The following is a 17,663-nucleotide window of genomic DNA, read 5'->3' as shown; positions in this document are numbered from 1 at the left end:
GCTGGTCCGGCGCCATCGCTACGAAGGGATCGTCCATGCCTGCTGCCAACCTCACCCGCGTCGAAGCCGAGGAGCGGGCCGCGATCGTCGGCTCGCCGAGCTACGAGGTCGTCCTCGACCTCACCGACGACGGCGAGACGTTCCGCAGCGAGACGACCGTGCGCTTCGGCGCCGCCCCCGGCGCCGCGACCTTCATCGAGGCGAACACCCGGACCGTGCACGAGATCGTGCTGAACGGGCGCACGCTCGACCCGGCCGAGGTGAGCGACGGCGTGCGCATCCTGCTCGACGGGCTCGCCGAGCGGAACGAGCTCCGCGTCGTCTCGACGAACGCGTACACGAACACCGGCGAGGGGCTCCACCGCTTCGTCGACCCGGTCGACGGCGAGCGCTATCTCTACACGGAGTTCGCGGTCGCTGAGGCGAACCGGGTGTACGCCGTCTTCGACCAGCCCGACCTCAAGGCCGCCGTGCGCTTCACGATCAGCGCGCCGGCCCACTGGCAGGTCCTGAGCAGCGCCCCCTCCCCCGAACCCGAGGCGATCGACGGCACGGGCGACGCTGTCTGGCGGTTCGAGACCGGCCCGGTCATCTCCAGCTACATCGTCGCCGTCGTCGCGGGTCCGTACGCGAGCTGGCGGGGCAGCGCGACGAGCGTCGACGGCCGCGACGTCCCGCTCGGCCTCTTCACGCGGGCCTCGCTCGCGGAGTACGCCGATCCCGAGATGATGTTCGGCACGGTCGCCGCCGGCCTCGCGTTCTACGAGCGCGCCTTCGGCGTCCCCTACCCGTACGGGAAGTACGACCAGATCTTCGTCCCCGAGTACAACTGGGGCGCGATGGAGAACGTCGGCGCGGTCACGTTCAACGAGTCGTACCTGTTCCGTTCGCGCGTCTCCGACGCCCGTCGGGAGCAGCGGGCGATCGTCGTGCTGCACGAGCTCAGCCACATGTGGTTCGGCAACTCGGTGACGATGCGCTGGTGGAACGACATCTGGCTGAACGAGTCGTTCGCGACCTGGGCCTCGACGCTCGCCACCTCGCAGGTGACGGAGTTCACGGGTGTGTGGGCGACGTTCGCGAGCGACGAGAAGACGCACGCGGCCGAGCAGGACCAGCTGCCCTCGACGCATCCGATCGTCGCGGAGATCGCGAGCATCGCCGATGTCGAGGTGAACTTCGACGCCATCACCTACGACAAGGGCGCCTCGGTACTGAAGCAGCTCGTCGCATGGGTCGGCCTCGACGCCTTCCAGCGCGGCGTCGGCGCCTATCTCGAGAAGCACGGCGGCGGCAACGCGACCCTCGCCGACCTCCTTGCGGAGCTCGAGCTCGCGAGCGGGCGGGACCTCGCCGACTGGTCCGCCCGGTGGCTCGAGACGGCGGGCGTGAACACGCTCCGGGCGGTCGTCGAGGCCGACGCCTCCGGCGTGATCACCGGCGCCCGCGTCGAGCAGACGGCGGCCGCCGACCATCCCACCCTGCGCCCCCACCGCCTCGTCCTCGGCGCCTACGACTTCGACGACGAGCGGCTCGTGCGCACGCACCGGATCGAACTCGACATCGACGGCGCGACGACCGAGGTGCCGGAGCTCGTCGGCCTCCCTCGCCCGGCGCTCCTCCTCGTGAACGACGACGACCTCACGTACGCGAAGGTGCGCCTCGACGAGCCCTCCTTCGAGACCGCCGCAGAGCACCTCGCCGCGATCGACGACCCGGTGGCCCGCGCCGTCGTGCTCGGGTCCGCCTGGGACGCGGTCCGCGACGCGGAGCTGCCGGCCTCGGAGTTCGTGCGGCTCGTGCTCGCGAACATCGGCCGGGAATCGCAGTCCTCGGCCCGCGGACTCGCGCTCGCCCGCCTCGAGCTCGCCCTCGGCCAGTACCTCGCGGACGAGCACCGCGAGCGGCTCTGCGGCGAGGCCGGCGACGCGATCTGGGCGCTCGCCGCCCTGGCCGACGCCGGCTCCGACGCCCAGCTCCAGCTCGTGAAGGCCTTCACGCGGATCGCCTCGAGCTCCGCGCACGCCGAGCTCCTCGCCGGACTCGCCGACGGCAGCACCGCGCTCCCTGGCCTCGAGATCGACCTCGACCTCCGGTGGGAGCTCGTGATCGCCCGGGCCGCGCTCGGCGTCGCGAGCGAGGAGGAGCTCGACCGTGCGCTCGCCGCCGACGACACCGCGAAGGGACGCCAGCTCGTCGAGACGGCGCGCGCCGCGCGCCCGGATGCGGCAGTCAAGCAAGCCGCCTGGGAGCGCGTGCTCCGGGATGCCTCACTCTCGAACGACCTCGCGCGCGCGATCGCCGAGGGCTGGCGCCGGGCCCGCCCCGCGGAGCTCCTCGCCCCGACGGCGGCGGCGTACTTCGACGAGCTGCAGGGCGTGTGGGCGAGCCGTAGCTTCAACATGGCCTCGATCATCGTCCGCGGGCTCTTCCCCGCGTCGCTCGTCGACGAGCAGCTCGCCGAGCTCGCCCGCGAGTGGCTGGCGGCGAACCCCGGTCCGGCCCCGCTCGTCCGGATCGTCTCGGAGAAGCTCGCCGAGCTCGATCGCGCGCTCGCCGCCCGCGCGTGCGATGCCGAGTCGCTCACCGTCGATGCCCAGTAGCGCTTCAGTAGACTCGCGACATCATGCTCGTGCTCGCTGAGAACGCCCCCGACACCGGTGAGGGCACCCCGGTGGACCCCGGATTCTGGACCGACATCGCCACGTTCTGGTCGGAGCACTGGGGCGCCATCGTCGGAAAGCTCATCGCGATCCTGCTGATCGTGGCCATCGCGCTGCTCATCCGCTGGGTGCTGCACTTCGTCATCGACCGGGTGGTGAAGCAGATCGTCTCCGGTGTGAAGAAGAAGCAGGACGTCACCGACACGCAGGCGCTGCAGGCCTCCCCGCTCGCCGCGGTCCGGCTCGTGCAGCGCACCAGAACACTCGGCTCGGTGCTCCGCAACATCGTGAACGTCACCCTCTTCATCGTCGTCGTGCTGATGATCGTGAACACGATCGACAACACCCTGCTCGGCTCGTTCGCGCTGCTGTCGGCCGCGATCGGCGCCGGGCTCGGCTTCGGCGCGCAGAACATCGTCAAGGATGCGCTGAACGGCCTGTTCATGGTCGTCGAGGATCAGCTCGGCGTCGGCGACGTGGTCGACCTGGGCCCGGCGACCGGCATCGTCGAGGAGGTGCGCATCCGCGTGACCACCCTTCGCGACGTGAACGGCACGCTCTGGTTCGTCCGCAACGGCGAGATCCTCCGCGTCGGCAACATGTCGCAGGGCTGGGCCCGCGTCATCCTGGACCTCGCGGTCCCCTACGACACGGACGTCGACGCGGTGGAGGCCGAGATGCTCCGCACCGCGACCGAGATGGCGAAGTCGAACAAGTGGCGCAGCCGCATCCTCGAGAAGCCGGAGATCTGGGGCCTCGAGTCGGTCTCCGCCGAGGCGCTCGTCATCCGCATCGTCATGAAGGTGCGCACGTCCTCGAAGGACGACGTGGCGCGCGAGCTCCGCGTCCGGCTGAAGCACGCCCTCGACGAGATGGGTGTGAAGCTGCCGAGCATGAACTCGGTCGTGCTCGCCGGCTTCGACAGCGTCACCCGCGTGAAGGGCGCGCGTCCGCCCCGGACGGCGCCGAACGCCGTGGTCCCCGGCGCCGAGCCGTACACGCCGAAGCCGAAGACCCCGCGCGCCGCGAAGCGGCGCGGCCCCGACGACGAAGGGATGACGCTGTGAGCGAGGCAGACGAGGCGTCGAAGGTCCCGCCCGCGGGCGTGCAGCTGCGCGGCAGCGAGCACGGCCCCGCGCTCGGGCAGAGCTTCTACGAGTCGGTCGGCGGCAGCGCGACCTTCGAGCGCCTGGTCGCCGAGTTCTACCGCGGGGTCGCCGACGACCCCGTGCTGAAGCCGATGTACCCGGAGGAAGACCTCGGCCCCGCGGCCCGACGCTTGCAGCTCTTCCTGGAGCAGTACTGGGGCGGCCCGGGCACCTACAGCGAGGAGCGGGGACACCCGCGCCTGCGGATGCGGCACCTCCCGTTCAAGGTCAACCCGGACGCCCGCGACCGCTGGCTCGCCCACATGCGACGCGCGGTCGACTCGCTCGAGCTGCCGCCCCTCGCCGAGGCGACGCTGTGGGATTATCTGCAGCGGGCCGCCTTCGCGATGGTGAACACCTTCGACGACTGAGCCCCCGCACCGCCACCACCCGAAGCGACGAAGGAGTCCACGTGGCAGCATCCGACCGCACCCCAGACGCGATCATCATCGGCGCCGGCCTCTCCGGGCTCGTCGCCGCCTCCGAGCTGGTCGACGCCGGCAAGCGGGTGCTGGTCCTCGACCAGGAACCGGCGGCGAGCCTCGGCGGCCAGGCGCACTGGTCGTTCGGCGGGCTGTTCCTCGTGGATTCGCCCGAGCAGCGCCGCATGGGCATCCGCGACTCGCTCGAACTCGCGCAGGCGGATTGGGCCGGCACCGCCGGCTTCGACCGTCCGGAGGACGAGTGGGGCCGGCGCTGGGCCGACGCCTACCTCGACTTCGCGGCCGGCGAGAAGCGCGACTGGCTGCACGGCAAGGGGGTGCGCTTCTTCCCCGTCGTCGGCTGGGCGGAGCGCGGCGACGGCCGCGCGCTCGGCCACGGCAACTCCGTGCCGCGCTTCCACATCACCTGGGGCACCGGCCCGGGCGTGCTCGCGCCGTTCATCGCGCGCGTCAAGGCCGGCGAGGCCGCTGGGCTCGTCGAATTCCGGCACCGGTACCGGGTCGACGAGCTCATCGTGGACGGCGGGAGCGTCGTCGGGGTCCGCGGCGCCGTGCTCGCCGACGACGACGCCGAGCGCGGCGCGCCGAGCAACCGCGACGTCGTGGGCGAGTTCGAACTGCACGCCCCCGCCGTGGTGGTGGCCTCCGGCGGCATCGGCGGCGACCACGAGCTCGTGCGGCGGTCCTGGCCCGAGCGGCTCGGCACCCCGCCCGAGCACCTGCTGTCCGGCGTGCCCGCGCACGTCGACGGGCGAATGCTGCAGATCTCCGCCGATGCGGGCGCCCGGCTCGTGAACGGCGACCGCATGTGGCACTACGTCGAAGGCATCCAGAACTGGGACCCGATCTGGCCGAAGCACGGCATCCGCATCCTGCCGGGCCCGTCGTCGCTCTGGTTCGACGCCACCGGATCGCGGCTCCCCGCCCCGCTCTTCCCCGGCTTCGACACGCTCGGCACGCTCGAGCACCTCGTCGCGACCGGGCACGACCACTCGTGGTTCGTGCTCACCCAGAAGATCATCGAGAAGGAGTTCGCGCTGTCGGGCAGCGAGCAGAACCCCGATCTCACCGGCAAGGACCTGAAGCTGCTCGCCCAGCGGCTCGGTGCGGGCGCCCCAGCCCCGGTCGAGGCGTTCAAGGAGCACGGCGCGGACTTCATCGTCGCCGACACCCTCGACGAGCTCCTCGCGGAGATGCGCCGACGCTCCCCCGACGTCGAGCTCGACACGGCCGCGATCGAGCGCGAGGTGCTCGCGCACGACCGTGCGCTCGAGAACGACTTCGGGAAGGACGCGCAGCTCGCCGCCGTCCGCGGAGCGCGGGCGTCGCGCGGCGACAAGCTCATCCGGGTCGCCGCGCCGCACCGCTTCCTCGACCCGGCGAACGGTCCGCTCATCGCGGTGAAGCTGCACGTGCTGACCCGGAAGTCGCTCGGCGGCATCCAGACCGATCTCTCCTCACGCGCGCTGGGCGCGGACGGCGCCCCCGTTCCCGGCCTCTACGCCGTCGGCGAGGCCGCCGGCTTCGGCGGCGGCGGCGTGCACGGCTACCGGGCGCTCGAGGGCACCTTCCTCGGCGGCTGCCTCTTCAGCGGGCGCGCCGCCGGTCGCGCGATCGCGGCCGGCTGAGCCCGGGCGCTCGGCGCGCGGGCGGTGTCGCGCGACGGCTCGTGTCCGAGGCGCCGCCCGTCGGCTCGGCGCGGGCGGTGCCGGGCCTCAGCTCTTCAGCGACCAGGGGCGCTGACGCACGAGCACGTGGCCGCGCTTCGTCGAGAGCCGCGTCCACGGTCCGGTCTCGAACATCGCCACTTCGTCGTCGCCGAGGAAGCCGAGACTGAAGGTCGCGAAGGCCGCACCCGCGGGGACGTACTCGAGCCCCTCGACGCCGCGGCCCCAGACCTCGGAGCGCACCCGCTGGACGAGCTGCTCCCCCGTGCCCTCCGGGATCGTCTCGGCGACCTCGTCGATCCCCGCGCGCGCGGCCCGTTCGAGCGTCGGCGCGTCGGTGGTGCCGATCGCGCGCCAGCCGCCGCGCGGCGGCGAGATGCCGGCCCAGGTCACGGTGCTCACCTCGTGCGGGCGGGACATCGTGACGGGACGCGACGGGTCGTCCGGATCGACATCGGCCTTCGCGCGCGCGATCCGGTCGGTGAGCGACCGCAGCGGGACGACGATGTCGAAGTCCTCGGTCTCCTCCAGCGCGAAGGTGCGCAGGCCCAGCACAGTCGGCGTCTCGTCGAGGATGCCGCGGGGATACAGGATCGCCGAGTAGACGGCCAGGATGCCGGATCCTGCGATCAGGCGCACCGAGCCCTCGTCGACGCGAGCTGCGCGCTGCAGGTAGGTGTGCAGGTCGCCGAGCGACAGGCTGTCGGCGAGCGTGAAGTGCTGAACCATGTCCTGTCTAAACTACCAAGGGGCGGCGGCCGGACGGCCGCGCCGCGCGCTCGATCCGGAGCGCAGGGAGCATTTTCGCTGGAGGCACGGGTGAACGGACCCATCGACGGACTGCTGAGCACGCTCCACCTCACGAACACGGGCGCCCGCACCACGGAGGACATCTTCACCGGTCCGTCGCAGTGGATGCCGCTCGGCCGCGTCTTCGGCGGCCAGGTGCTCGCCCAGTCCCTCATGGCGGCGATGCACACGGTCGAGCCCGAGCGGATCATCCACTCCATGCACGGGTACTTCCTGCGCCCCGGCGATGTGGAGCACCCGATCACCTTCTCGGTCGACCGCCTGCACGACGGCCGCTCGTTCTCGACCCGGCGCACGCACGCCTTCCAGAACGGCGAGCCGATCCTGTCGCTCATCGCCTCGTTCCAGACCCGCGACGAGGGCCTGGAGCATCAGCTGCCGATGCCCGAGGATCTGCCGGATCCCGAGAGCCTGCCCTCGACGGCCGAGGTCCTCGGCTCGATCGACCACGACGTCGCGCGGTACTGGGCGAGCGAGCGGGCGTTCGACATGCGCCACGTGCCCTCGCCGATCTACCTCCGGGTGGAGGGCGAGCGGGTGCCGCGCCAGGCCGTGTGGATGCGCGCCTTCGGCCGGCTGCCCGACGATCCGAACCAGCACCGCGCCGCGCTCGCGTACGCGAGCGACTACTCGATCCTCGAGCCGATCCTCCGGGCGCACGGCGTCGCGTGGACGACGCCCGGGCTGAAGATGGCGAGCCTCGACCACGCGATGTGGTGGCACCGCGACGCCCGGGTCGACGAGTGGCTGCTGTACACGCAGGAGTCCCCGTCCGCAGCGGGCGGCCGCGGCTTGTCGCTCGGTCGCATCTACACGCGCGACGGGATCCTCGTCGCGAGCGTCGCTCAGGAGGGCATGGTCCGGGTGCCCGACCCGGGCGCGTTCGACTGAGCCGTGTCCGGCGCTGAGCTGAGCGCGCGCTGAGGATTCCTCCGCGAGCGGCCGGGTTGGGGCAGAATCAGCTCACCGGCCCGCCGCGGCCGGCGACGAGGAGGTCGCCGATGTCCGATCCCACGCGACTCAGCCGACGCGCGCTCATCGCGCTCAGCGGCACCGGCGGCGTCCTGGCGCTCGCCGCGTGCGCTACCGGCGGTCCGCCCTCCGGCGACACCGGCGGCGGGACCGACTCCCCCGGCGGCTCGGGCGACGGCGGCACCGGTGGATCCAGTTCGGCGCTCGCCCCCGGCAGCGAGCTCGCGAAGCTGGCCGACGTCCCGGTGGGCGGGAGCGTCTCGGCGACCGTCGACGGGGAGGCGCTCCTCCTGTCCCAGCCCGAGGCCGGCACGGTGATGGCGTTCAGCGCGATCTGCACCCACCAGCAGTGCGTGGTGGCCGCGGCGGGCGCGGAGTTCGACTGCCCGTGCCACGGCTCGCGCTACGACGCGGCGACCGGACAAGTGCTCCAGGGGCCGGCGCTGAAACCGCTGACCGCGATCCCGGTCGCGGTCGACGGGGATCGCGTCGTCGTCTCGGGGTGAGGCCGGTGCCCTACGAGATCGCCGGCCTGCCGCTGCACGTGCTCCTCGTGCACGCCGTCGTCGTGCTGACGCCGCTCTGCGCGCTGCTGCTCGTCGTGCTCGCGGCGTGGCCGCGTGCGAGGCGCGCGCTCTGGCTGCCGGCGCTCATCGGCACCGCCGTGCTCCTCCCCCTCGGCCTCGTGACCATCGAGGCCGGGAAGTGGCTGGAGGTCCGCGTCCCGTCCGCACCGTTGATCCAGGACCACACGGCGCGCGGCGAGTCGATCGTGCCGTGGCTCATCGGGCTGCTCGCCGTGGCGGTGGCGGTCTCCGTCTGGGCGCTGCTCGAACGTCGTGCCGGCGGCCGCGCGGCGCGGCTCACGGCGACCGCGGTGCTGACCGTCGCGGCGCTCGCCGTCGGCACGGGGACGGTGGTGACGCTCGTCGCGATCGGCGAGTCCGGCAGTCGCGCGGTGTGGGAGGGCGGGTTCAGCGAGGATCCGCTGCCGCGCTGAGTTCACGCGGCGCCGGCCTGGTCGTGCCGGATGCGTGCCGGATCCGTGTCGCTCAGCGCCGGCGGAACGCGACCGGGGCCTCGAGGTACGGCTCCCAGGCCGCACGCTCGTCGTCGGTGATCCGGCGGGGTCGCTCGCTCGCGGCGTCGACGAGCACGATCGTCGTCGAGGCGCGAGTGTAGAGCGTGCGCGGTTCGGCACCGAGCGGCGAGTAGACCTCGTAGCAGACGTCGAGACTCGCGCCGCCCATGTGACCGATCCACAGCTCGATGTCGAGCGGGAGCCGCTGGTATGGGATCGGGGCGAGGTACTCGACCTCCTGCCGGGCGATGAGCGTCACCGTCGTCGCACCGGGCGTCGCGTCGAGCACCGCCGTGGAGGCCCCCACGGCGTGCTCGACGGAGCCGTCGTCGTTCACCCAGAACGCCTGGATGCGAGCCTCCTCGAGGAGGCTCAGCATCCGGGCGTTGTTGACGTGCCCGTACGCGTCCAGATCGCTCCAGCGGAGCGGGGTCGGTACGTGCAGCCTCATATCAGTCGCGGGTGAGCTTGCGGTAGGTGGATCGGTGCGGCTTCGCCGCGTCGGCGCCGAGACGCTCGACCTTGTTCGCCTCGTACGCCTCGAAGTTGCCCTCGAACCAGTACCAGTTCGCCGGGTTCTCCTCGGTGCCCTCGTAGGCGAGGATGTGCGTCGCGATGCGGTCGAGGAACCACCGGTCGTGCGTGATCACCACGGCGCAGCCGGGGAACTCGAGCAGCGCGTTCTCCAGGCTCGAGAGCGTCTCGACGTCGAGGTCGTTCGTCGGCTCGTCGAGGAGCAGGAGATTGCCGCCCTGCTTGAGCGTGAGCGCGAGGTTCAGTCGGTTCCGCTCGCCGCCCGAGAGGACGCCCGCGGGCTTCTGCTGGTCCGGGCCCTTGAAGCCGAAGGTCGACACGTAGGCGCGGCTCGGCACCTCGGTCTTGCCGACCTGGATGTAGTCGAGCCCGTCGGACACGACCTCCCAGAGCGTCTTCTTCGGGTCGATGCCGCCACGGCTCTGATCCACGTAGGAGATCTTGACCGTGTCGCCGATCTTCAGGTCGCCGCCGTCGAGCGGCTCGAGGCCGACGATGGTCTTGAAGAGCGTCGTCTTGCCGACGCCGTTCGGACCGATGATGCCGACGATGCCGTTGCGCGGCAGCGAGAAGCTCAGCCCGTCGATGAGCGTGCGGTCGCCGAAGCCCTTCTGCAGCTTCTTCGCCTCGAGGACGATGTCGCCCAGGCGCGGGCCCGGCGGGATCTGGATCTCCTCGAAGTCGAGCTTCCTCGTGCGCTCGGCCTCCGCGGCCATCTCCTCGTAGCGCGCCAGACGCGCCTTCGACTTCGCCTGGCGCCCCTTCGCGTTCGAACGGACCCAGTCGAGCTCTTCCTTCAGGCGCTTCTGGAGCTTCTGGTCCTTCTTGCCCTGCACCTCGAGGCGCTCGGCCTTCTTCTCGAGGTACGTCGAGTAGTTGCCCTCGTACGGGTAGAGCCGGCCGCGGTCGACCTCGCAGATCCACTCCGCGACGTGGTCGAGGAAGTACCGGTCGTGCGTGACGGCGAGCACGGCGCCGGGGTACTTCGCGAGGTGCTGCTCGAGCCAGAGCACGCTCTCGGCGTCGAGGTGGTTCGTCGGCTCGTCGAGGAGGAGGAGGTCGGGCTTCTGCAGCAGCAGCTTGCAGAGGGCCACACGACGCTTCTCACCACCGGAGAGCACGGAGACCTGTTCGTCGCCCGGCGGGCAGCGCAGCGCGTCCATCGCCTGCTCCAGCTGCGAGTCGAGGTCCCACGCGTCGGCGGCGTCGATCTCCTCCTGGAGGGTGCCCATCTCGGCGAGCAGCGCGTCGAAGTCGGCGTCCGGCTCCGCCATCAGCTGCGAGATCTCGTTGAAGCGGTCGACCTTGCCCTTGATCGGCCCGACGCCCTCCTGGACGTTCTCGAGGACGGTCTTCGACTCGTCGAGCTCGGGCTCCTGCATGAGGATGCCGACGGAGAAGCCCGGCGTGAGCCGCGCCTCACCGTTGGAGGGCTGGTCGAGCCCCGCCATGATCTTCAGGATCGTGGACTTGCCCGCGCCGTTCGGACCGACGACACCGATCTTCGCCCCCGGGAGGAACGCCATCGTCACGTCATCGAGGATGACCTTGTCGCCGACCGCCTTGCGGGCGCGCACCATCGAGTAAATGTATTCAGCCATGTCGCCTACCAGTCTATGGGCCGGGTCTGGCCGATGAGGCATCCACCGGAACCGAGCGCGGGCCGCACCGCACCGTGATAACCGCCGGATTTCGGCCCGTACTGCCCGACGAGGCACGCGCCCTGGAATGCAACCGCGAACTGGATGGAATCGGCGGGCTCGCCGAGCGTCGTCTGATCCGAGGTGAGCGACATCGCCGCCTTGTCGAACCCGGCGGCGACCAAGGCGTCAATGAAGTCGCGACCGCCGGCGCCGGCGTTCGCGGCGACGACGGCCGCATTCACCTGGTCGAAGAACGGAAGGTTCTCCTCGGCCGATGCGTCGGGCTGCAGCACCAGGGGCGCGACCGGAGTCGGGGACGAGGTCGCGTCGGGACTCGGCCGCCCGCTCTCACTCGGAGCCGGGCCGGTGCCGAAGCAGCCGGCGAGCAGCACGGCCGTCATGATCGCGAGCGCAGCGGCTCCGCCCGCTTGACCCAATCGCCGTCGCATCGCCTCGCTCCTCGTCCGGGGCGGCGATCGCCGCACGGCACGAGTCTAGGCCGTCGGCCCTGCGAGCCCGGTGAAGGCGCCGAGCGGCTCGGCGTCCATGGTCGTCTCGCCGTCCGCGTCGTCACCGAAGCCGACCGGGCGATCGTCGTGCTCGAACGCGAAGCCCGGCTCCGCCTCGCCACCGCTGACGGCCCCCGCGCCGCTCATCCGCGACTCCGGCGCAGCCCGACCTGATTCGCCGTCGCCGGCGCCGTCCTGCGAGGGCTGCATTCGGCGCGGCCTCGTCATCGCCCAGTTCAGGTCGTGGCCGATCGCCTCGGCGTCGATCTCCGCGGTCGTGCCCTGACGATCCGCCGTCTGCCAGGCGCGGATGCGGAGCCGGCCGGTGACGACCACGTGCTCGCCCTTGCGCACCGAGAACCCGACGTTGTCGGCGAGCCGGCGGAACGCCGACACGGTGTACCAGTTCGTTTCGCCGTCGTGCCACTCCCCGCTGTCCCGATCGAACACGCGACGCGATGAGGCGAGCCGGAACGAGACGATCGGCACCCCCTTGGCGGTGACGTGCGTGCGGGGGTCGCTGCCGACGACGCCGGTCACGGCGATGTTGTCTTCGTTCATGGTGTTCCTGCCTTTCGGGTCGCCGACGGTCGGCGACCCCGCGGCATCCGAAGCGCTCGTGCCGGGACCGCTCCGGATGCCGCGTGCTCAGCAGCTTGCCCGCCGCGGTGCCGCGGTCCCCGCGTGAGGTCGTGGTCTGTGGAGAGCGCTGCGTCGGGCGCTCGTCGTGGAGGAGCGGTACCGCGCGGGCGGTGCGGGTCCATGCCCGGCTCCGGCTCCGGCTCTGGCTCCGGCTCCGGCTCCGGCTCCGGCTCCGGCTCCGGCAGGATGGAGCCATGACCCACGATGCGAGTGCCGAGCGCTACGACCGCATGACCTATCGCCGAGTCGGCCGCAGCGGGCTCCGCCTCCCGGAGCTCTCGCTCGGCCTCTGGCACAACTTCGGCGACGCACGGCCGCTGGAGCGGCAGCGGGCGATCGTCCACCGCGCCTTCGACCTCGGAATCACCCACTTCGACCTCGCCAACAACTATGGGCCGCCGCCGGGCGCTGCAGAGACGAACTTCGGCCGCATCCTCGGCGCCGGTCTCGGTCGCTATCGGGACGAGCTCATCGTCTCCAGCAAGGCCGGCTACGACATGTGGCCCGGCCCGTACGGCGAGTGGGGCTCCCGCAAGCACGTCCTGGCGTCGCTCGACCAGAGCCTCGGACGCCTCGGCCTCGACTACGTCGACGTGTTCTACTCGCACCGCCCCGACCCGGAGACCCCGATCGAGGAGACCATGGGCGCGCTCGCCACGGCGGTCCGCCAGGGCAAGGCGCTCTACGTCGGCGTCTCCAACTACTCGCCGGAGCAGACGAGCCGCGCCGCAGCGGCGCTCGCCGCCGAGGGTCTCCCCCTCACCCTGCACCAGCCGAGCTACTCGATGTTCGACCGGCACGTGGAGCGCGGGCTGCTGCCGGTCCTCGACGAGGTGGGCGCATCCGCCATCGTGTTCTCCCCGCTCGCGCAGGGGCTCCTCACCGACCGCTACCTGCGCGGCGAGGTGCCGAGCGACTCGCGGGCGGCGACGAGCCGATTCCTGAGCGCGGAACGGATCGACGCGCAGTACCTCGAACGCGCTCGGGCGCTGCAGTCGATCGCCGAGGGGCGCGGGCAGACGCTGGCGCAGCTCGCCCTCAGCTGGGTGCTGCGCCAGCCCCAGATCGCGAGCGCGATCATCGGCGCCTCGAGCGTCGAGCAGCTCGAGCAGAACGTCGCCGCGCTCGACGCGCCCGCACTCGACGACGCGGAGATCGCCGCGATCGAGCCGTTCGCGGTCGACGGCACCGCCCGGGACTGAGCGCCCGGGCGATGTCGGTGGTCGCCCGTACCTTCGAAGCAGACGCAGGGCCGGCTGCACGAGGAGAGGAGCGACATGTCCATGACCATCTCGATCCGCGAGCCGTTCCCCGACCGGGTCCCCGGTCTGAGCTTCGCCGCGGCGGCACCCGACCTCTGGCGCGTCGCCGCGAGCGACGGCGCACTGCTCGGACACATCCGACGGCGCGAGATCGGCGGTGTCGAGCGGTTCAGTTCGCGACGCCTGCTACCCGGGGGCCGGCACGGCATCGATCTCGGAGAGTTCTGGTCGCCCCGAGACGCCGCAGAAGTGTTCCGCTGAGACCCGCTCGGTTCGCGATCCGCTTCGTGGCGCGCCGGGTCGACGCATCGGCGCTCGCGATCCATCGAGTTACGCTGCGCTCATGCAGTGGTGGAACGATCTCATCTCCTGGCTCGACTCGAGCGCCGCACGGCCGACGATCTTCGCGGCCGCGGTGCTCTTCGTCGCCGTGCTCGCCGCCGGACTGCTCGCCGCGTGGATCGCGAGCGGTGCGGTGAAGCGAGTGGTCGCCCAGCGCGACCGCGAACTGAAGACCGCAGCGATCGCCGCGCTCGTCGACGCGGCGACCGAGGCCTCGGTGTGGAACTCGCTCACCCCGCAGGAGCAGGTGCTCGCCGATCGCGCGGTCGGCCAGGCCGACATCCTGGTGCGCACCCTCCCGATCCGGGGCGCCGATGTCGCGGCGAACTGGGCGGCTCATCAGCTCCACGAGCTGAAGCGCGCATCCGCGACCTTCGGGTACCAGCTCGACCCGGCCGTGGTCGAGTTCCGCGACCGTCTCCTGGAGTGGCAGCGCCGCCCGTCTCGGACGAAGCGCCAGTTCCAGAACGATCTCGACCGCTGGCGTTCCCAGCGCCAGGAGCCGGAGCAGGCGATGATCGAGCAGCAGGACGCCTGGGTCGCGACCCAGCACCACGAGCGGTTCAGCGACGCAGACGCCCTCGCCGAGACTCGCACCGTGCCGCTCGACACCGGCGCTCCGCAGACGGCGCCGACCACGCCGCTCGCCCCGAGCGCGGCGGGCGACGCCACGCGCTGACCCGCCCGCACCACCGCGACGAAGCCCCGGTCGACCGAATACGGTCCGCCGGGGCTTCCGCGTTCCGAGCCGCGGCGGGCGGCCCATCGACTCGACCCCCTCGAGACTCATGTCCGGCGAGATCGCACGTCCGGACGAGGCAACGCGGATCGTCTCAGCGCCACCAGTCGTCGAACTTCGACGCAGGCAGCTCCCGCTTGTGCTGCGTCTGCGCGTAGCGCTCCTCGATGCGGGCGGCGACGCGCTCGTCGATCTCCCGCCCTTCGAGGTAGTCGTCGAGATCCTGGTAGCTGAGCCCGAGGTTCGCCTCGTCCGACTGGCCGGGATTCTCGTCCAGCAGGTCGGCAGTGGGCACCTTCAGATACAGCCGTTCCGGGGCCGCGAGCTGCTCCAGCAGCGCCCGCCCCTGGCGCTTCGTCAGCCCGGAGAGGGGCAGCAGATCGGCTCCCCCGTCACCGAACTTCGTGAAGAAGCCCGTGACCGCCTCGGCAGCGTGATCCGTGCCGACGACGAGCATCCGCCGCTCCCCCGCGATCGCGTACTGGGCGATCATCCGCATCCGGGCCTTCACGTTGCCCTTGCCGAAATCGCTCAGCTCCACCCCGAGCGCGTCGGCGTACTCGGCGTCGACGCCGTCGACCCCCCGACCGATGTCGAAGACGACGCGCTCATCGGGCCGGATGAAGTCGAGCGCGAGCTGCGCGTCGACCTCGTCGCGCTGCACGAGATACGGGAGGCGCACGGCGACGAACGCCGCGTCGCGCCCCTCGGCTCGGAGACCTTCCACGGCGAGCTGGCAGAGGCGACCCGCGAGCGAGGAGTCCTGGCCGCCGCTGATGCCGAGCACGAGTCCCGCCGCCCCTGAACGGCGGAGATAGTCCTGCAGGAACCGCACCCGATCGGCCACCTCCTCGGCGGCGTCGATCTCCGCGCGGACGTGGAGCTCCTCGATGATCCTGGCCTGCATCGCTCGCATTCCTCGACCCTAGCGCTCGCGTGTTTCGGGCGTGCTACGCCGGGTGCGCGCTACGCTCGGCGCAGCGCGCACGACGGTGCGTCGAGCGCGCCGCCACGGCCGCGCTGCCGGAGGCCGGCGACCGAGGGGGATCCATGGACGTTTCGATCGGCACGCTCGTGCTCTTCCCCGCGGTGGCGGTCGCTGCACCACTGCTGGTGCGCGCGGTCGGCAAGCTCGTCGCCATCCCCCTGGTCGTGTTCGAGATCGTCCTCGGACTCGTCCTCGGGCCCTCGCTCCTCGGCTGGATCCGGCCCGACGACTTCACCGGCATGCTCGCCGACTTCGGCCTCGCGATGCTCTTCTTCCTCGCCGGCAACGAGATCGATCTGCGCACCATCCGCGGCCGGCCGCTCAGCCGCGCGGCGATCGGCTGGATCGTGTCGCTGTGCGCCGGCGTCGGCATCGCCGCGCTCCTCGCGCCATCCCTGCCCGCGGCCGCGTTCATCGGGATCGCGCTCACCTCGACGGCGCTCGGCACGATCATGCCGGTCCTGCGCGATGCCGGCGAGCTCCGCACCCCGTTCGGCATCGGCGTCCTCGCGGTCGGCGCGGTGGGCGAGTTCGGTCCGCTGATCGCGATCTCGCTCTTCCTGAGCGGGCGCGCCCCCGGGATCGCGACCCTCGTGCTCCTCGCCTTCGCCGTGATCACCGGGCTCGCGATCTGGGCCGCGGCGAGCGGGGCCGGTCGGCGTCTGCACCGCGTCATCGCGGCGACGCTCCGCACGAGCGGCCAGTTCGCCGTCCGCCTCGTGCTGCTCATCCTCGCCGCGCTCGTCGCCCTCAGCACGGTGCTCGACCTCGACATGCTGCTCGGCGCCTTCGCCGCCGGTGTGCTCTACCGACTGCTCCTGAACGGCGCGCCAGAGCCCGACACCGAGCTGATCGAGCGGAAGCTCGAGGCGATCGGCTACGGCTTCCTCGTGCCGATCTTCTTCATCAACACCGGCGTCACCTTCGATCTCGCCGGCCTCACCTCCGATCCCAGGAACCTCCTGCTGCTGCCGATCTTCGTCCTACTGCTGCTCGTCGTGCGCGGCATCCCCTCGACGCTCGCCGCGCCGGCCGGAAGCGACTGGCGCGATCGCGGGGCGACCCTGCTCTTCGGCGCCACGGGCCTGCCGATCATCGTCGCGGTCACCGCGATCGGCGTCGACCGCGGTGAGCTGCCGAGCGGGACGGCGGCGGCCCTCGTCGGTGCCGGGATGCTGTCCGTGCTGGTCTTCCCCCTCGTCGGGCTGTCGCTCCGCCGCCGGGCCGCGGACGCGCCCCGCGCCCCGAAGCCCGACCGGCTGGACGTGCCGACGGAGGGCTGACGGCCGCGGGCTCGATATGCTGTGTTCGGCGGCCACGCCGACCCCCCGTAGCTCAGTGGACAGAGCAGGTGGCTTCTACCCACTTGGTCGGGAGTTCGAATCTCTCCGGGGGGACCGCTCCCGCGCTCGGCATCCCGCCCTTCCGGCAGTCCGCGCCCGCGCCGGTAGACTCACCGCATGGCAAGCGCGAGCGACCGACTGGTCTGGATCGACTGCGAGATGACCGGGCTCGACCTCGAGGTCGACGAACTGGTCGAGATCGCGGTCGTCATCACCGACTACGAGCTGAACCCCGTCGATGCCGGGATCAGCATCGTCATCAAGCCCGATGCCAGTGCGCTCGAGCACATGAACGACTTCGTCCGGGCGATGCACACGGAGTCGGGTCTGATCGAGGAGATCCCGAGCGGCGTCTCGCTCGCGGACGCCGAGTACCAGGTGCTCGAGTACGTGCTGCAGCACGTCCCGGAGGAGCAGAAGGCGCCGCTCGCCGGCAACTCGATCGGCACCGACCGCGCGTTCCTCACGAAGTTCATGCCGCGGCTCGACGCGCACCTGCACTACCGGAACGTCGACGTCTCGTCGATCAAGGAGCTCGCGAAGCGCTGGTTCCCCCGGGCGTACTTCAACGCCCCGGCCAAGCACGGCGGCCACCGCGCCCTCGCGGACATCCTCGAGTCGATCCTCGAACTGCGTTACTACCGGCAGGCCGTGTTCGTCGCCGACCCCGGCCCCACCACCCAGGAGCTGCAGTCGATCTCGGCCGCCGTCGTGAACGAGTTCGCACCCGACGTGGTGTAAGCTCGATGAGTTGCCTCTCGCGGTACGCGAGCGGCGCATGGTGGGTATAGCTCAGTTGGTAGAGCGCCTGGTTGTGGTCCAGGAGGTCGCGGGTTCAAGCCCCGTTACTCACCCGGAACCGATGGCCCCGACGCTC

General features: G+C 71.4%; 18 protein-coding genes and 2 tRNA genes. 14 read left to right on the top strand and 6 right to left on the bottom strand.

What is annotated here, in order from left to right:
- Positions 1–35: 35 nt before the first annotated feature.
- The 4 genes from pepN to ROT00_RS01975 are packed head-to-tail and all read left to right on the top strand — an operon-like array spanning position 36 to position 5,882.
- The gene (gene pepN, locus ROT00_RS01990) at positions 36–2,603 is read left to right on the top strand and encodes an aminopeptidase N (protein ID WP_404771937.1); all 2,568 of its coding nucleotides are present in this window, start codon (positions 36–38) and stop codon (positions 2,601–2,603) included.
- A 23-nt stretch (positions 2,604–2,626) separates the two neighbouring features.
- Entirely contained in the window at positions 2,627–3,730 is a 1,104-nt protein-coding gene (locus ROT00_RS01985) for a mechanosensitive ion channel family protein (RefSeq protein ID WP_404771936.1), read from the top strand.
- A gap of 44 nt (positions 3,731–3,774) precedes the next feature.
- A complete protein-coding gene (locus ROT00_RS01980) occupies positions 3,775–4,182 on the top strand; it encodes a globin (RefSeq protein WP_404772145.1) in 408 nt (135 codons plus the stop codon).
- A gap of 41 nt (positions 4,183–4,223) precedes the next feature.
- Complete coding sequence (locus tag ROT00_RS01975; RefSeq protein WP_404771935.1) at positions 4,224–5,882, top strand: FAD-binding dehydrogenase; 1,659 nt, start codon at positions 4,224–4,226, stop codon at positions 5,880–5,882.
- 87 nt (positions 5,883–5,969) lie between these two features.
- Here ROT00_RS01975 and ROT00_RS01970 read toward each other — a convergent pair whose 3' ends face one another.
- On the bottom strand, positions 5,970–6,650 hold the full coding sequence (locus tag ROT00_RS01970; RefSeq protein WP_404771933.1) for a DUF8185 domain-containing protein: 681 nt from the start codon (positions 6,648–6,650) through the stop codon (positions 5,970–5,972).
- Positions 6,651–6,740: 90 nt separating this feature from the next.
- Here ROT00_RS01970 and ROT00_RS01965 point away from each other — a divergent pair, with 90 nt between their 5' ends.
- From ROT00_RS01965 to ROT00_RS01955, 3 genes are all read left to right on the top strand, one after another.
- The gene (locus ROT00_RS01965) at positions 6,741–7,622 is read left to right on the top strand and encodes an acyl-CoA thioesterase (protein ID WP_404771931.1); all 882 of its coding nucleotides are present in this window, start codon (positions 6,741–6,743) and stop codon (positions 7,620–7,622) included.
- Between the two features lie 110 nt (positions 7,623–7,732).
- The gene (locus ROT00_RS01960; protein WP_404771930.1) at positions 7,733–8,209 is read left to right on the top strand and encodes a QcrA and Rieske domain-containing protein; all 477 of its coding nucleotides are present in this window, start codon (positions 7,733–7,735) and stop codon (positions 8,207–8,209) included.
- Between the two features lie 5 nt (positions 8,210–8,214).
- Positions 8,215–8,703 (top strand): DUF2231 domain-containing protein, encoded by a 489-nt coding sequence (locus tag ROT00_RS01955; RefSeq protein WP_404771928.1) that lies wholly within the window; start codon positions 8,215–8,217, stop codon positions 8,701–8,703.
- Positions 8,704–8,755: 52 nt separating this feature from the next.
- Here the strand turns inward: ROT00_RS01955 and ROT00_RS01950 are convergent, their stop codons facing one another.
- The 4 genes from ROT00_RS01950 to ROT00_RS01935 all read right to left on the bottom strand — a co-directional run bounded on the left by ROT00_RS01950 (position 8,756) and on the right by ROT00_RS01935 (position 12,031).
- Positions 8,756–9,235 carry an acyl-CoA thioesterase gene (locus ROT00_RS01950; RefSeq protein ID WP_285463565.1) on the bottom strand — a complete coding sequence of 160 codons (480 nt, stop codon included), beginning with the start codon at positions 9,233–9,235 and terminating at the stop codon, positions 8,756–8,758.
- A 1-nt stretch (position 9,236) separates the two neighbouring features.
- The gene (gene ettA / locus ROT00_RS01945; RefSeq protein WP_404771926.1) at positions 9,237–10,919 is read right to left on the bottom strand and encodes an energy-dependent translational throttle protein EttA; all 1,683 of its coding nucleotides are present in this window, start codon (positions 10,917–10,919) and stop codon (positions 9,237–9,239) included.
- Between the two features lie 5 nt (positions 10,920–10,924).
- Positions 10,925–11,362: a DUF6993 domain-containing protein gene (locus ROT00_RS01940; protein ID WP_404771925.1), complete on the bottom strand. Its 438-nt coding sequence runs from the start codon at positions 11,360–11,362 to the stop codon at positions 10,925–10,927.
- A gap of 93 nt (positions 11,363–11,455) precedes the next feature.
- Positions 11,456–12,031, bottom strand: a complete 576-nt coding sequence (locus ROT00_RS01935) for a single-stranded DNA-binding protein (RefSeq protein WP_404771923.1) — start codon at positions 12,029–12,031, stop codon at positions 11,456–11,458.
- Between the two features lie 275 nt (positions 12,032–12,306).
- Between ROT00_RS01935 and ROT00_RS01930 the strand changes: the two genes are divergently transcribed.
- The 3 genes from ROT00_RS01930 to ROT00_RS01920 all read left to right on the top strand — a co-directional run bounded on the left by ROT00_RS01930 (position 12,307) and on the right by ROT00_RS01920 (position 14,395).
- Complete coding sequence (locus ROT00_RS01930) at positions 12,307–13,314, top strand: aldo/keto reductase (protein WP_404771921.1); 1,008 nt, start codon at positions 12,307–12,309, stop codon at positions 13,312–13,314.
- Positions 13,315–13,389: 75 nt separating this feature from the next.
- Positions 13,390–13,635, top strand: a complete 246-nt coding sequence (locus tag ROT00_RS01925; RefSeq protein WP_404771920.1) for a hypothetical protein — start codon at positions 13,390–13,392, stop codon at positions 13,633–13,635.
- 82 nt (positions 13,636–13,717) lie between these two features.
- A complete protein-coding gene (locus tag ROT00_RS01920; RefSeq protein ID WP_404771918.1) occupies positions 13,718–14,395 on the top strand; it encodes a hypothetical protein in 678 nt (225 codons plus the stop codon).
- A gap of 154 nt (positions 14,396–14,549) precedes the next feature.
- Here the strand turns inward: ROT00_RS01920 and nadE are convergent, their stop codons facing one another.
- The gene (gene nadE / locus ROT00_RS01915; RefSeq protein ID WP_404771917.1) at positions 14,550–15,371 is read right to left on the bottom strand and encodes an ammonia-dependent NAD(+) synthetase; all 822 of its coding nucleotides are present in this window, start codon (positions 15,369–15,371) and stop codon (positions 14,550–14,552) included.
- Between the two features lie 134 nt (positions 15,372–15,505).
- Here nadE and ROT00_RS01910 point away from each other — a divergent pair, with 134 nt between their 5' ends.
- The 4 genes from ROT00_RS01910 to ROT00_RS01895 all read left to right on the top strand — a co-directional run bounded on the left by ROT00_RS01910 (position 15,506) and on the right by ROT00_RS01895 (position 17,640).
- Positions 15,506–16,726 (top strand): cation:proton antiporter, encoded by a 1,221-nt coding sequence (locus ROT00_RS01910; RefSeq protein WP_404771915.1) that lies wholly within the window; start codon positions 15,506–15,508, stop codon positions 16,724–16,726.
- Positions 16,727–16,767: 41 nt separating this feature from the next.
- Positions 16,768–16,840, top strand: a tRNA-Arg gene (locus ROT00_RS01905).
- 63 nt (positions 16,841–16,903) lie between these two features.
- The gene (orn, locus tag ROT00_RS01900) at positions 16,904–17,527 is read left to right on the top strand and encodes an oligoribonuclease (protein ID WP_404771913.1); all 624 of its coding nucleotides are present in this window, start codon (positions 16,904–16,906) and stop codon (positions 17,525–17,527) included.
- Positions 17,528–17,567: 40 nt separating this feature from the next.
- Positions 17,568–17,640, top strand: a tRNA-His gene (locus ROT00_RS01895).
- The last annotated feature ends 23 nt before the right edge of the window (positions 17,641–17,663 follow it).

Origin of the sequence: Agromyces mediolanus, assembly GCF_044917495.1 — a bacterium.
GTDB lineage: Bacteria > Actinomycetota > Actinomycetes > Actinomycetales > Microbacteriaceae > Agromyces > Agromyces mediolanus_B.
This window is presented reverse-complemented; position numbering and strand designations above follow the sequence as displayed.

Coding starts and splice junctions, on each gene's coding strand:
- ROT00_RS01985 (WP_404771936.1), top strand. CDS start 2,627: ATGCTCGTGCTCGCTGAGAACGCCCCCGACACCGGTGAGGGCACCCCG.
- ROT00_RS01925 (WP_404771920.1), top strand. CDS start 13,390: ATGTCCATGACCATCTCGATCCGCGAGCCGTTCCCCGACCGGGTCCCC.
- ROT00_RS01940 (WP_404771925.1), bottom strand. CDS start 11,362: ATGACGGCCGTGCTGCTCGCCGGCTGCTTCGGCACCGGCCCGGCTCCG.
- ROT00_RS01935 (WP_404771923.1), bottom strand. CDS start 12,031: ATGAACGAAGACAACATCGCCGTGACCGGCGTCGTCGGCAGCGACCCC.
- ROT00_RS01930 (WP_404771921.1), top strand. CDS start 12,307: ATGACCCACGATGCGAGTGCCGAGCGCTACGACCGCATGACCTATCGC.
- nadE (WP_404771917.1), bottom strand. CDS start 15,371: ATGCGAGCGATGCAGGCCAGGATCATCGAGGAGCTCCACGTCCGCGCG.
- ROT00_RS01950 (WP_285463565.1), bottom strand. CDS start 9,235: ATGAGGCTGCACGTACCGACCCCGCTCCGCTGGAGCGATCTGGACGCG.
- ROT00_RS01920 (WP_404771918.1), top strand. CDS start 13,718: ATGCAGTGGTGGAACGATCTCATCTCCTGGCTCGACTCGAGCGCCGCA.
- ROT00_RS01960 (WP_404771930.1), top strand. CDS start 7,733: ATGTCCGATCCCACGCGACTCAGCCGACGCGCGCTCATCGCGCTCAGC.
- ROT00_RS01910 (WP_404771915.1), top strand. CDS start 15,506: ATGGACGTTTCGATCGGCACGCTCGTGCTCTTCCCCGCGGTGGCGGTC.
- ROT00_RS01970 (WP_404771933.1), bottom strand. CDS start 6,650: ATGGTTCAGCACTTCACGCTCGCCGACAGCCTGTCGCTCGGCGACCTG.
- orn (WP_404771913.1), top strand. CDS start 16,904: ATGGCAAGCGCGAGCGACCGACTGGTCTGGATCGACTGCGAGATGACC.
- pepN (WP_404771937.1), top strand. CDS start 36: ATGCCTGCTGCCAACCTCACCCGCGTCGAAGCCGAGGAGCGGGCCGCG.
- ettA (WP_404771926.1), bottom strand. CDS start 10,919: ATGGCTGAATACATTTACTCGATGGTGCGCGCCCGCAAGGCGGTCGGC.